The 13,553-nt window shown below is 53.9% G+C and carries 9 protein-coding genes and 1 rRNA gene; 1 reads left to right on the plus strand and 9 read right to left on the minus strand.

What is annotated here, in order from left to right; translation table 11 throughout:
- Positions 1-151, minus strand: a 16S ribosomal RNA gene (locus HGKM_RS00005); the annotation flags it as partial.
- Between the two features lie 630 nt (positions 152-781).
- On the opposite strand from HGKM_RS00005, the gene HGKM_RS00010 reads away from it, so the two are divergent.
- Positions 782-1,825, plus strand: a complete 1,044-nt coding sequence (locus tag HGKM_RS00010) for a hypothetical protein (RefSeq protein ID WP_154645886.1) — start codon at positions 782-784, stop codon at positions 1,823-1,825.
- 58 nt (positions 1,826-1,883) lie between these two features.
- On the opposite strand, the gene whiA is transcribed toward HGKM_RS00010, so the two are convergent.
- From whiA to HGKM_RS00050, 8 genes are all read right to left on the minus strand, one after another.
- Positions 1,884-2,831 carry a DNA-binding protein WhiA gene (whiA, locus tag HGKM_RS08085; protein ID WP_019133248.1) on the minus strand — a complete coding sequence of 316 codons (948 nt, stop codon included), beginning with the start codon at positions 2,829-2,831 and terminating at the stop codon, positions 1,884-1,886.
- Positions 2,828-3,226, minus strand: a complete 399-nt coding sequence (locus HGKM_RS00020; protein WP_034578825.1) for an NUDIX hydrolase — start codon at positions 3,224-3,226, stop codon at positions 2,828-2,830. The genes whiA and HGKM_RS00020 overlap by 4 nt, the downstream gene beginning before the upstream one ends.
- 42 nt (positions 3,227-3,268) lie before the next feature.
- Positions 3,269-4,138 carry an RNase adapter RapZ gene (gene rapZ / locus HGKM_RS00025; RefSeq protein WP_019133250.1) on the minus strand — a complete coding sequence of 290 codons (870 nt, stop codon included), beginning with the start codon at positions 4,136-4,138 and terminating at the stop codon, positions 3,269-3,271.
- A 12-nt stretch (positions 4,139-4,150) separates the two neighbouring features.
- Positions 4,151-5,074, minus strand: coding sequence for a UDP-N-acetylmuramate dehydrogenase (murB, locus tag HGKM_RS00030; protein ID WP_034578827.1), 924 nt, complete (start codon positions 5,072-5,074; stop codon positions 4,151-4,153).
- 110 nt (positions 5,075-5,184) lie between these two features.
- Complete coding sequence (nifJ, locus tag HGKM_RS00035) at positions 5,185-8,718, minus strand: pyruvate:ferredoxin (flavodoxin) oxidoreductase (protein WP_019133252.1); 3,534 nt, start codon at positions 8,716-8,718, stop codon at positions 5,185-5,187.
- Between the two features lie 159 nt (positions 8,719-8,877).
- Positions 8,878-9,822: an HPr(Ser) kinase/phosphatase gene (hprK, locus tag HGKM_RS00040; RefSeq protein WP_019133253.1), complete on the minus strand. Its 945-nt coding sequence runs from the start codon at positions 9,820-9,822 to the stop codon at positions 8,878-8,880.
- Positions 9,822-11,687, minus strand: a complete 1,866-nt coding sequence (gene uvrC / locus HGKM_RS00045; protein ID WP_019133254.1) for an excinuclease ABC subunit UvrC — start codon at positions 11,685-11,687, stop codon at positions 9,822-9,824. The genes hprK and uvrC overlap by 1 nt, the downstream gene beginning before the upstream one ends.
- 18 nt (positions 11,688-11,705) lie before the next feature.
- Positions 11,706-13,496 carry a M24 family metallopeptidase gene (locus HGKM_RS00050; protein WP_034579086.1) on the minus strand — a complete coding sequence of 597 codons (1,791 nt, stop codon included), beginning with the start codon at positions 13,494-13,496 and terminating at the stop codon, positions 11,706-11,708.
- Between the last annotated feature and the right edge of the window lie 57 nt (positions 13,497-13,553).

Genomic DNA, 13,553 nt, shown 5'->3' on the forward strand with positions numbered 1-13,553 from the left:
ATGGCAGGTTCCTTACGTGTTACTCACCCATCCGCTACTTTCCTCTCTCTGTCGTCACCCGAAGGATCTGTCAAAGAGATTCTCGTTCAACATGCATGTGTTATGCACGCCGCCAGCGTTAATCCTGAGCCAGGATCAAACTCTCAAATAAAATTCGAGAGTCATATTCTGACTCTAAAAGTTGATTAATATAAATGTGATACTCAAAGTCATTCACGTATTCGATTGTAAAAGGTTCGTGACCACTTTTAAAGTGATCGTTGTATATTGTATCGTGCTTCTTAATCTCTGTCAAGCTTTTTTAACATTTAATTTACTTGATTTTCATCAGTCCTTTAAATGCCTTACTTGAGGGATCTATAAGCGCGACTTGTATATACTACCACCCCATCTCGGTCCTGTCAAACTTTTTTTATTTTTTTTTGACTGTTGTAAATTGTAACTTCTAATGCAACAGACGTGTATTTTCGTTATTAAGTCATTAACGTCCTAACATAATGGTCATTATTATTTTATGAAATCCTTTACATTCCCCTCAATTAGAGTACAATTAAATTAGAGATGCGGATCCCGCTAAGAAACCTTGATAACATTCAAGGAGAAAGGGGATACTCCCATGAAAAATTCTTTGCTTTTCTACTCTCCACTTGTTTGATTGTGACTATTTTCATTGCAAACCCAGTTTATGCCAAAAATGAATGTAATAATAATTATCGGAGCGTGAATATTAGTCTTACTACAGGCCAGTTTGCCGAATGGTATAAATAAAGAGGTGAAAACCATGAAAAAAAAGTCTCTACTCCTCATAGCTCTTCTCCTGATATTGGGAGGGCCCTTTCTAGTAAAATGTACATCTAGCCCTTCCGGTCAAGGGAATGTTGACCCCTCAAAAAATCCTGGAGCTCCTCTCCCTGCAAAATCCATCGTTTCACAGATTCGTATTTTGGAGGTTAATACAGATAAAGAGGGAAAAACTTACAAAGCTACGGTTGAAACCATTCCGGTGAAGGCTATGGAAAAGTTGATCCGGGACGGGAAGGTCAACGGAAGTTTTAAAGTTAAAGTAAGCGGTATAATGAGGGAAAAGAATAAGGATCAAGATTATATCCTCAAGCCCACTGAAGAGAACATTGTCTTGGATTTCTCAGAAGAAAAAGCCTTCGACCTTTCCTTTCAAAATGATGAAGCTGATTTCCCCCTGAATGAACTAGGATTCTTTGAAATCAAATTCGATTTTGAGGAAAACCTGGAGAAACCCCTAAAGGATGCTTACTACTATATCGCTGACTTGGTCCATACCACCGATGGCGCTCCCAAGTTGTCTGAAGAATCCGGGAGTGAAAAAAATCCATCAGGCCAGGCAAGCTCGTCCGATGATCCCAGTGCCTTTCCTGTAAGAAGTCTGGTGTCGCAAATTTCCTTAGAGGAGGTCCGGTATAATCCCGACAAGGATACCTTCGTGGCTAAAATGCTTATTGAGATTCCGGAAGCCATGAAAGATCTTATTAAAGATGGTTCTGTCCCAAAAGACATCAAGGCAAAGGTGGCAGCAATGATCAACCTGAAAGATGATCATTCGTCTTATCCACTGAAGTCAACTGAGGAAGAAGTAACCATTGATTTAGATAAAAATGAACCCTTAGAACTCTATTTCACAACAGATCATAAAGAACTCTTGGATCAAATGGAGTCCTTTGCTGTAAACCTCCTCTTCCTGGAAGATAGGGCAAAGACCGGTGAAGATCCCTTGGACATCACAGCAAGCTTAATTCCGGATGAAAGTGAAAATCATTTCATTGAGGATTCGACATTACTTAATAAATAATACAAATGACTACAGGTTTTCATGAATCAGGCCTGGCCGGTTTTCCGGTCAGGCCTTTTTACTTGTCGGCATCCAATTCCTCTGCCATCTTCAAAATTTTCTTCATCCTGTGGTTGACGCCCGACTTCCCCAGCTTGGGCTGGAGGCTTTCCCCAAGTTCTTTGAGAGAGGCTCCGGGATTTCTCAGTCGAGCCATGGCCACTTGCTGGAGGGGAAAGTCCAGGGCATCCAGGCCGATCGTTTTGGAGATGAGATCGATGGCATGGATCTGCTTGGCGGAGGCTTCCACTAGCTTGTCATAGTTGGCGGTTTCGGCATTGGCCTGGCGGTTGATGGCATTGTTGACTTCTTTAAAGGCTTTGGCGTTTTCCAGGCGTAGCATGGCCTTGTTTGCTCCGATGTCGACCAGAAAGTCGGAGATATCGTCCGAGTTCTTCATATAGAAGACGGTGTCATCTTTCCGGTCCGTCCACTTGAAGTCCAGCCCCTGGACCCCGGCAACGTGACGGAAGATCTCAATTTGTTTATTCCGGCTGATCAGGACTTCAAGGTGGTAGGACTTCTCCGGGTCGACAATGGATCCGGCGGCCAGGAAGGCCCCTCGGAGATAGGCCTTGGCATTTTGTGGATTGGATAGGCGGGAGAGGATATCCTCGGTTGTCTCCATTTCCCCGCCCATGAGGTCAAAGCCGGACTCTTCCAGGAAGGGTTGGAGGATGGGGTCGCCGAACTGGGTCAGGTAGATGGGCTTCAGTTGGAGGCCCTGGTTTTGTTGGACGACGACCGGGAGGTCCTGTCGGTAGAGGATGCGGACCAGGAGGGTGACCCGGGTAATCACATCCGGATGCTCGGAAAAAAAACGCAGCTGGGGACCATCTGCTGTCAGGGCCACGGCTGCATTGAATCCGGCTAAGGCGGAAAGCTCCAGGAGAGCTTGGATTTTTGAAGGAACCTTAAGGTGGCAGAGTTCCTCTTTCACATCATAAGAGAAGGTCAAGGCCGTCACCTCTCTTCCTTAAAAGCCGACCGGACCATGGACCGCTCGCTATCGTGTTTGAGGAGGCTTTCCGCTTTCTTCCAGGGCATAAAGGCGGATACGCAAAAGCCCTCTTCCTGCTGGGGAAGGGGTTTGCCCCCGGTCCAGCGCATGGAATAATAGTGGACTTTTTTATGAACGACCTCCTTATTTTGGAGGCGGAAATTATAGCGGACAAAGCCGATGTACTTGATAATCTCGCATTCTAAGCCGGATTCTTCCTTGACTTCACGAAGAGCGGTTTCCTGGAGGGTTTCCCCCTCCTCCACCCTTCCCTTGGGAAGAACCCAATCCCCTCGGAAGCTCCGAAGGAGAAGGGTGGACCCGTCATGCATAATTACTCCGCCGGCAGATATCTCCTTCATTTATAGCCTCCCTATCTTCCAAAACCCCGACCAATGGATCCCTTACTTGTCGGTCTTCCAGAACATCCGGTCCCGGTGGTAAACCTTGACCTTCTTGCCCTTCTTCTCCAAAATTTTCCCCACCAGGTCCGCAAGGGCCACGGACCGGTGTTGACCCCCTGTACAGCCGATGCCGACAACCAGGGTTCTCTTTCCTTCTTTTATATAATAAGGAATTAAAAATTCCAAAAGGTCGGTGAACTTTTCGATAAAGATGCCGGCCTCTTCCGAGGCCATGACAAAAGACTCCACCTCCGGGTCTTGGCCCGTTTTCCCCTTGAGCTCCGGAACATAATAGGGGTTGGGGAGGAAGCGGACATCCATGACCAGGTCCGCATCCAGGAGGATCCCGTGTTTGTAGCCAAAGGAGGTGACGGAGATGAGGAGGGAAGCCTCCTCCCTGATTTCCAGATAGTGACCGTCAATTTTCCGCTTGAGCTCCCCTAGAGTCAGGTCCGAGGAATCGATGATGAGGTCGGCCCGCCGGCGGAGGGGAACCAGGACTGCCTTCTCCCGCTGGATTCCGTCGTAGATATTCCCCATCTTATCCAGGGGATGGGGACGACGCTTCTCCTTGTAGCGGCGGATGAGGATTTCATCCCTGGCCTCCAGGTAGAGGACCGATAGGTCGGCGCCCCGGTCGGTCAGCTTATCCAGCATATTTCTCAACTGGTCGAAGAACTCCCTCCCCCGGATATCCACCCCAACCGCCACCTTGGAGATGGGGTCGGAAGATTTTTGGGCCAGGTCTAAAAAGGGGTCCATGAGCTGGGGTGGAAGATTGTCCATGCAATAGTAGCCCATGTCTTCAAAGATCCGGAGGGCGGAGGACTTTCCCGCCCCGGACATGCCGGTAATAATGACAATCTTCAAGGCTCCCCCTCCCTAGTCGTCCCGCTTGTCGACACCGATGATCCGGACTTCCGGCTCCAGGTTGATGCCGAACTGATCCTTGACTTCTTTTTGGACTTTTTCGATCAAGACCAGGACATCCGATGCCTTGGCATGGCCCCGGTTGATCATAAATCCACAGTGCTTCTCCGACACCTGGGCGTCCCCCACAGAAAGACCACGGAGACCAGCCTGGTCGATCAAGGCTGAAGCATAGCCTCCCTTGGGCCGCTTGAAGACAGAGCCGGCGGAATAGTCATCCAGGGGCTGCTTGGTCGTCCTCCGGTGGGTAAAGTCCTCATAAGCCGCCCGGATCTTTTGGGGGTCGCCTTCCTTGAGTTGGAAGACCACTTCTGTGACCAGCATCCCTTCCGTCATCATCCGGGAGGTCCGGTGGCCCATCTCCATCTCATCAATAGTCAGGGTAATCAATTGTCCATCCTTGGTGACGGCATGAATGGACTCCACCACGTCCTTCATTTCTCCCCCATAGGCTCCCGCATTCATATAGACACCGCCGCCGACGGATCCCGGGATCCCGGAGATTTCCTCCATCCCGGTCAAGCCGGCCTCAAAAGAAAGAAGGGCGACATCCCGAAGGCCGGCCCCCGTTTGGGCCGTGATCTTGCTTCCTTCGATAGTGACGTCTGAATAAAGGCGGTTGAGGAGGATGACCACGCCAGGAATCCCCCCATCCCGAATCAGGAGGTTGGATCCTCTTCCTATTATATAGTAGGGAATCTCTTCTGATCGAAGGTAGCGATAGGTGCGGAGGAGTTCCTTCTCCCCGGTGGGTTCAACCAAGAGGTCACAGGGTCCCCCAATATGGAAGGTGGTATAGTGGGATAAAGGGGCGTTTTCCTTAGTCAAACCATAGGCCCCGTTGGTGAGTTCGTCAATCTGATAGGCTTTTAGCATAAAAATCTCCTCTCGCTTCGCCTTTTTTATACCCCAGTCCGCCCTTTTGACCACCTTTTCAGACAAAAAAAGACCCCTCCAAAAGGAGGGGTCTTTTTAACGAAGGAAGATTAGTCTTGGTCGGCCAATCTCTTGTAGGTCTTATAGCGATCCTGTGCGATCTTCTCTGCCGCCGCATAGAGTTCTTCGGCTTCTTCAGGGAAGTTTCTCTGCAAGGAGGAGTAACGAACCTCGCCGGCCAGGAACTCGCGGAAGTCCGCAGTGGGCTCCTTGGAATCCAGCTGGAAGGGATTCTTGCCTTCCTCGGCCAGACGGGGATCATATCTCCAGAGGTGCCAATAACCGGCTTCGACGGCCTGCTTCTCGCGGTACTGGGACCGGCCCATGCCGATGCGGATACCGTGGTTGATGCAGGGAGCGTAAGCGATAATCAGAGAGGGTCCCTTGTAGGCTTCGGCTTCCTTGATGGCCTTGATAGTCTGGTTCTGGTTGGCGCCCATGGCGATCTGAGCGACATAGACGTAGCCGTAGGTGGCCTGCATGAGGCCCAGGTCCTTGGACTGAATCCGCTTACCGGCTGCAGCGAACTGAGCAACGGCAGCAAGCGGGGTTGCCTTGGAGGACTGACCACCGGTGTTGGAGTAAACCTCGGTGTTCATGACCAGGACGTTGATGTCCTTGCCGGAGGCCAGGACGTGGTCCAGACCGCCGTATCCGATATCGTAGGCCCAACCGTCACCGCCGAAGATCCAGTTGGACTTCTTGATCATGTAGTCCTTGAGCTCCAGGATTTCATCCAGGAGCTTCTGGCCTTCCTTGTCGGAAACAGAAGCCTTGGCACTGAGGATATCTGCAGTGGCCGCCTTGGATTCCTTGTAGTCATCCTTGCCTTCTTCCCAAGCTTCGAAGAGGGCATTGTACTCGGAATCGAGGCCCAAGTCGCGGAAGGCCTTCATCTTGCCGGAGATGAGGTCTCGGTTGGCTTCGTTGGCCAGGAGCATACCATAGCCATACTCGGCGTTGTCTTCAAAGAGGGAGTTCCCCCAAGAAGGACCGCAGCCTTCGCTGTTGCAGGTGTAGGGAGTCGCCGGAGCGGAAGCACCCCAGATGGAGGAGCAGCCGGTGGCGTTGGCAATCTGCATGTGGTCGCCATAGAGCTGGGTGACCAGGCGGGCATAGGGAGTCTCCCCGCAACCGGCGCAGGCGCCGGAGAATTCAAGCAGGGGTTGGACGAACTGGGATCCCTTGACGGTGGTCCGGTCCATGAGGTCGGGCTTGTTGGTGACTTCCTTGAAGGCATAATCCCAATAGCCTTTTTCCTTCTCGTATTCTTCCTCGAAGGGCTTCATGACCAGGGCCTTTTCCGGAGCCGGGCAGACATCAGCGCAGTTGCCGCAGCCGGTGCAGTCGAGCTGGGAGACCTGGATCTTGAACTTGAGACCGGCGAGGGCCTTGCCTCTGGCATCCAAGAGGGTCATGCCTTCAGGAGCATTGGCGGCCTCTTCCTCATCCAGGAGGAAGGGACGGATGACGGCATGGGGGCAGACGTAGGAGCACTGGTTGCACTGGATACAGTTGTCAGGCTGCCATTCCGGAACATAGAGAGCAATTCCTCTCTTCTCATATTCGGAGGTTCCCTGGTCCCAATGTCCATCCGGACGGTCCGCAAAGGCGGAGACGGGGAGCTTGTCGCCCTGGTGGCGGAGCATGGGGAAGACCACGTTCTCAATGAACTCGGGGACGTCTTTATTGTCCACAGGCTCATCTTCCGCATTGGCCCATTCTGCAGGAATGTCAATCTTCACCAGAGCATTGATGCCGGCATCGACGGCCTGGTTGTTCATGTTGACAATGTCATCGCCCTTGTGGCCATAGGCCTTGACGATGGAGTCCTTGAGGTGGGCGGTGGCTTCTTCGATGGGCAGAACGCCGGAGAGTTTAAAGAAGGCGGACTGGATGATCATGTTGGTCCGGTTCCCCAGGCCGATTTCCTGGGCAATCTTGGAAGCGTTGATGGTGTAGAACTCAATGTCGTTCTGGGCCATGTAGCGCTTCATGGATGCGGGCAGGTGGGAATCCAGCTCATCCTCATCCCAGATGCAGTTGAGGAGGAAGCGGCCACCCTTTCTCAGGCCTTCCAGGAGGTCATATTGGTGGACATAAGCCTGCTTGGAGCAGGAGATAAAGTCGGATTCATCCAAGAGGTAGGTGGACCGAATGGGGTTCTTCCCGAAACGGAGGTGGGAAACGGTCAAGCCGCCGGACTTCTTGGAGTCATAGTCGAAGTAACCCTGGGCGTACATGTCGGTGTTGTCGCCGATGATCTTGATGGCCTGCTTATTCGCGCCGACCGTACCGTCGGATCCGAAGCCCCAGAACTTGCAACGGGTGGTTCCTTCTTCACGGATGAAGAGGTCCTCGGACATATCCAGGGAGGTATGGGTCACATCATCAACAATGCCGATGGTGAAGTGGTTCTTGGGTTCGGCCTGCTTAAGGTTGTTCCAGACGGACAGGAGGGCGGTGGGAGTCACGTCCGAGGAGCCCATGCCGTAGCGGCCGCCGATAACCAGAGGATGACGGTCGGCGTTGTAGAAGGCGGACTGAACATCCATATAGAGAGGTTCGCCGATAGCGCCCTTCTCCTTGGTCCGGTCAAGAACAGCAATTCTCTTGACGGTCTTGGGGACCACTTCCAGGAACTTCTCGGTGGCGAATGGACGGTAGAGACGGACCTTGATCATGCCGACCTTCTGTTCGGGACGGTTGACCTTCATCCAGTCGATGACTTCTTCCATGGCTTCGCCAACGGAGCCCATGAGGACGACGACATCTTCCGCATCGGGATCGCCGTAGTAGTCGAAGAGGTGGTAGGAGCGACCGGTTTTTTCAGAAACCTTCTCCATGTACTTCTCGACAACGGGAACGACATCGATGTAGGACTGGTTGGAGGCTTCCAGGTTCTGGAAGAAGATGGAAGGATCCTGAGCTGTACCCATGGTGTGGGGACGGTGGGGATTCAGGGAGCGAGCCTTGAATTCGTCGATGGCCTTCTGGTTGACCATTTCGGCCAGGTCATCGAAGTCCCAGACGTCAATCTTGTTGATTTCGTGAGAGGTCCGGAAGCCATCGAAGAAGTGGCAGAAGGGCAGGCTGGATTCAATCGCTGCCAGATGGGCCACAGCGCCCAGGTCCATGGCTTCCTGGACAGAACCGGAAGCCAGGAAGGCCAGGCCGGTCATCCGGGCGGAGTTGATGTCGGAGTGGTCACCGTAAATGGACAGGGCATGGGATGCCACAGCACGGGCGGCGACGTGGAAGACACCGGGGAGCTGCTCGCCGGCAATCTTGTACATGTCGGGGATCATGAGCAGGAGACCCTGGGATGCGGTATATGTACTGGCCAGGGCACCGGATGCTAGAGCACCATGCATGGCGCCGGCTGCACCCGCTTCCGACTGCATCTCCACCACATGGACGGATTCGCCGAAGAGGTTTTTCTTGCCGTTAGCGGACCAGGTGTCCACATGCTCCGGCATGGGGGATGATGGGGTGATGGGGTAAATGGTCGCGACTTCAGTAAAGGCATACGAGACGTATGCGGCCGCTTCGTTACCATCCATCGTTTTGAACATTTTAGCCATATTGCCTCCTATTAAAAAAGATAGAAACAATGAATCGCACAGATAAAGGAAAGGACCTTTATGTACGGACTTGCCATTCAAAAAAAAGGAATTCAAAGCATTCCTTATAAAAGTATAAGCTTTCATGAAAAGCCCGTCAAACGGACAAGCTTTTCCCGGTCAAGATTTTTGATTTTGTTCGTTAGCTTCCCGGATCAACTTCTCATTGAGCTCGATGGCCGCATTATAACCCATCTCTTTTTGACGGGTATTCCTGACCGCCACCTCGATGATCATGGCGATATTCCGGCCGGGTTTGACCGGGACGGTAATGGAGGGAATCCGGACGCCGAGAATTTCCGTGTAGTGGTCGGTGATGCCCAGGCGGTCATATTCCACATCATCGTTCCAATCCTCCAGTTCGATGACCATCTCCACCTCGGCCGCCTCCTTGACTGAACCGATCCCGTAGAGCCTCCGGATATCCAGAATGCCCAGGCCCCGGATTTCCATGAAGTGACGGATGTTCTCCGGTGCCTCTCCCAGGAGGCTCTGGTCCAGCTTTTTGATGTGGACCACATCGTCAGCGACCAAGCGGTGGCCGCGGATGACCAGGTCCAGGCAGGTCTCCGACTTCCCGACGGAGGACTTTCCCCGAACCAGGACCCCCATGCCGAAGACATCCATCAGGCCGGCGTGGATGGTGGTTTCCGGAGCCATGTAGCTTTCCAGGGCCGTGTTGAGCTTGGCGATCAGCCGGGTGGTTGGCCAGGGGGTCCGGAGGACCGTCTTATCGTAATAGTCGGCCAAGTCCAGGATGTCCCGGGTGATGGACTGGTTGTAGGCGTAGATCAGGGCCGGGAGGGGGTAGGAAAAAATCCCCCGGAAGCGTTCATAGCGGAGACCGGGTTCCATCTGCATATAGTAGACGTATTCCACCCGGCCGATGAGCTGGAGCCGTTTCCAGGCAAAATTGTGCATAAAGCCGGAAAGTTGGAGGCCCGGTCGGTTGACGTCAACTTCAGTAATTTGAATCTGATCGTAGTCGGAGGACCGGTGAACGACTTCCAAACCTACCGATTCCACTAGTTCCGATAAGGGAACTGATTTCTGCACTTCCTTCATCATTCCTCCTTCTCTACTTCTTCAGGGTGAAAATAGTCATAGACATTTTGGGCCGACCGCCGGTCCATCCCCCCTAGCCCAACCAGGCTTTCCAGGGAGGCTTCTTTGATCTTCTCCACCGACCCGAACTCCCGGAGGAGGGTCTGGCGCCGGACCGGGCCGATCCCCGGAATCTCATCCAGGACTGATTGGACCATGTCCTTGGACCGGAGTTTCCGGTGGTAATTGATAGCGAAGCGGTGGACCTCCTCCTGAACAGCATAGAGGTACTTATACAGGGAGGAAGTAAAAGCAAGCTTGTACTCCCGGTCCCGGTAAACCAGGGCCCGGGTGACGTGCTTGTCGTCCTTGACCATGCCCACCACAGGGATGGACAGGTCCCGGTCCCTGAGGATCTCTTCGACCAGGTGGACCTGGCCCAGGCCCCCGTCCATAAGGATGAGGTCGGGAAAGGCCCCGAATCCGGTCTTTTGGGACCTCCCCTCCGCCCGATCCTTCAGACCGTGGTCGAAGCGGCGGGAGACCATCTCCCGCTGGGAGGCGTATTCATCAGGCCCCTCCACTGTCCTGATCTTGAATTTCCGGTATTCCTTGGGAACCTTCTTCTCCCTTTGGAAAACCACCATGGAGCCCACATTTTGGACCCCGGAAATGTTGGAGATATCATAGGCCTCCACCCGACCCAGGTTTTCCAGGCCCAGGAGGGCTTCCAGTTCCTTGATCCCTCGGTCCTTGGACCGGTTCTTCCGCTGGGCCCTGCGTTCAAGCTTGACCAGTTCCTCCTCTGCATTTTTCTGGGCCATCTGGAGGAGGGCCCGCTTGTCCCCTCTTTGGGGGACCAGGATGGAAACCTTGGTCCCCCGGCGGTCGGTCAGAAATTCTTCAATGGCCCTTTGGTCGGCCGGAAGAGTAGCCACCAAAACCTCCGAAGGCACGTAGGTGGCCTGGAGGTAAAACTGCTTGAGGAAGGAGGAGATGATCTCCCCCCCTTCTTCCTGGAAGGCTTCTTTCATTTCAAAATGCTCCCGGTCCACCAGCTTCCCGTCCCGAACAAAGAAGACCTGGATGGTGATCTGGTGGACCCCCCTGGCGAAGGCCACCACGTCGGCATCCTTCCTCCGGGTGAAGGTGACCTTCTGCCGCTCCTGAAGGTCGTCCAGGTGGAAGAGGTCATCCCGGAAGCGGGCGGCCCGCTCAAAGTTCAAGTCCGCCGCCGCCGACTCCATCTCCGATTGAAGATAGGCCCGGATTTCTCCGTCCTTGCCCTTGAGGAAGTTCCGGACTTCCTCGATGGCCTCCATGTACTTGGCCTCATCCGCCTTGTCTACACAAGGGGCCGGGCACTGGTCGATGAAGTGGTTCAGGCAGGGGCGTTTGAGTCGCTGGCCTCCACCCAGGTCCAGCCGGCAGGTCCGAATTTTGAAGACCCGTTGGAGGAGGCGGATGATGTCATTGACCGCGTAGGCATTGGGGAAGGGGCCAAAATAGTCCCCCCCGTCCTCCCCCACCTGTCGGACCTTGAGGATCCGGGGAAAAGCCTCCTTGGGGATATGGATATAGGGATACTGCTTGTCATCCCGGAGGAGGATATTGTAGTAGGGGTCATGTTCTTTGATGAAGTTGGATTCCAGGACCAGGGCCTCCACCTCATTTTCCACCACGATGTATTCAAACCGGTCCACCTTCTCCACCATGGCCACCACCTTGGGGGACTTTCCCTTTTGAGAGGGGGTGAAGTAGGAGTGGACCCGGCGAAAAAGGTCGATGGCCTTGCCGACATAGATCACCTCATTGTCCGCATTGAACATGAGGTAGACGCCGGGCTTGTGGGGGAGTTCCTTGAGTTGGTTGGTGAAATCCTTCATTCCAAAACCGCTTCTCGCTTATTGGGGTCTTTCAATGGCCCGGGTTCTCTCCTTGAGATAGGCCAGGACTTCCCCATCCAGGTGGTCAGCTAACTTCTCATAGCAGGTCCGGTTATAGGCATTGACCCAATCCAGTTCGAAGTCGGTCAGGAGGTCGATGTCGATGGGCCGGGTGTCGATGGGGACCCAGGTCAGGGACTCGAATTCATAGAAGGTCCCGAAGTCCGTCTTCTCCCCTTCCACGCAGAGGGTGATGGATTCGGTCCGGATCCCGTGCTTTCCGGTGACATAAAGGCCGGGCTCGACCGAGGTGACCATGCCGGGGACGATCTTGACCCCCCGGTCTTTGGAAGAGAAGGTCTGGGGACCCTCATGGCAGGAGAGGAGCATGCCGACCCCGTGGCCGGTCCCATGGTTGAAATCCTTGCCCGCCTGGTTGAGGGGGTAGCGGACCACATCATGGATATAGGAGCCCGTTGTTCCTTCAGGGAATTTGGCCGCCATGCCGGCAATGTGGGCCTTCAGCACCAAGGTATAGTCGGTTTTCTCCTCCTCCGTGGTCTCCCCCATGGCGTAGGTCCGGGTAATGTCCGTGGTCCCCTGGAGGTATTGGCCACCGGAGTCCACCAAGAGGAGGCCCCTGTTTTGGATAGTGGCCGGATGGTCGGAGTGCATGGGGTTGTAGTGGACGATGGCCCCGTTGGCATCATAGCCGATGATGGCGGGGAAGGAGTCCATGAGGAAGTCCTCACCCTCCGCCCGGAATTCGTTGAGGCGCTTAGCGGCGGCCCGCTCAGAGACAGACCCGGTCTTGGCGCCGGTTTCCACCCAGTTGAAGAACTTCATCAGGGCGACCCCGTCTTTGATGAAGGCCTGGCGGATGTTGTCGATCTCGGTCTCGTTTTTGATCGCCTTCATGAGGGTGGTCAGGTTGATCCCTTTTTCAATCCGGACATTATCCGGGATGGCCTGGTAGAGGGAGATGTTGGTGTAGTTGGGATCCAGATAGACGGTCTTCTGGGGCGGGATGGCGGAGAGCTTGTTGGCGATGTCGTCATAGGCATAGATTTCCACGCCGGCCTTGTCGAGGGGGCGGCGGATCTCATCGGAGAGCTTCTCCGGCTGGATGAAGACCATGACCTTGTCCTGGGAAACCAGGGCAAAAGAGAGGACCACCGGGGTGTCTTCCACGTCAAAGCCACGGATGTTAAAGAGATAGCAGACGTCATCGAGAGAACCCAAGAAGGTGTAGTCGACTTCCCTCTCCCTCATCATGAAGCGGAGGATTTTGATCTTCTCTTCCATGGAGGCCCCGGAATGTTCTACGGGATAGTAGAAGGCCGGCCGCTTGGGCAGGGAGGGGCGGTTCTCCCAGATCTCGCTGATAAAGTCTACGTCGGTCACCAAGAGGCGGTTGCCCATGGACTGGGAAAGCTGGCGGTAAATCGAGGTGGGCATGGTAAAACCGTCGAAGCCGATCTTGGCAAATTCAGAGGTTTCCGCCAAGAGGAATTCCTGCCAGGTTGGATCGCCATCGTTGGTGTACATCCGGTAGAGCTTGAAGGGGGTCCCCTTCAACTCCTCCTCGGCCTGGAGGAAATAGCGGGAATCCGTCCAGAGTCCGGCCTTGTTCTTGGTGATGACGGCGGTTCCGGCCGACCCGGTAAAGCCGGTGATGAATTCCCGTTCCTTATAGTATTCAGGGACATATTCCGAAGAATGGGGGTCGGAGGTCAGGACGATGTAGGCGTCCAGGTCTCTTGCCGCCATCTTCTCTCTGAGTTTTTCTACGCGTTCTTGAATGTTCATCATTACCTCGCAATTTCTACGATTAGGGAGCGGGCTCCCCGATGACTAATCCGGGGC

The organism is Kallipyga massiliensis ph2 (assembly GCF_000311985.1).
GTDB lineage: Bacteria > Bacillota > Clostridia > Tissierellales > Peptoniphilaceae > Kallipyga > Kallipyga massiliensis.

Excerpts from the sequence above, each read along its gene's own strand:
- HGKM_RS00010 (WP_154645886.1), top strand. The coding sequence starts at position 782 with ATGAAAAAAAAGTCTCTACTCCTCATAGCTCTTCTCCTGATATTGGGA.
- HGKM_RS00020 (WP_034578825.1), bottom strand. The coding sequence starts at position 3,226 with ATGAAGGAGATATCTGCCGGCGGAGTAATTATGCATGACGGGTCCACC.
- murB (WP_034578827.1), bottom strand. The coding sequence starts at position 5,074 with ATGCTAAAAGCCTATCAGATTGACGAACTCACCAACGGGGCCTATGGT.
- nifJ (WP_019133252.1), bottom strand. The coding sequence starts at position 8,718 with ATGGCTAAAATGTTCAAAACGATGGATGGTAACGAAGCGGCCGCATAC.
- hprK (WP_019133253.1), bottom strand. The coding sequence starts at position 9,822 with ATGAAGGAAGTGCAGAAATCAGTTCCCTTATCGGAACTAGTGGAATCG.
- uvrC (WP_019133254.1), bottom strand. The coding sequence starts at position 11,687 with ATGAAGGATTTCACCAACCAACTCAAGGAACTCCCCCACAAGCCCGGC.
- HGKM_RS00050 (WP_034579086.1), bottom strand. The coding sequence starts at position 13,496 with ATGAACATTCAAGAACGCGTAGAAAAACTCAGAGAGAAGATGGCGGCA.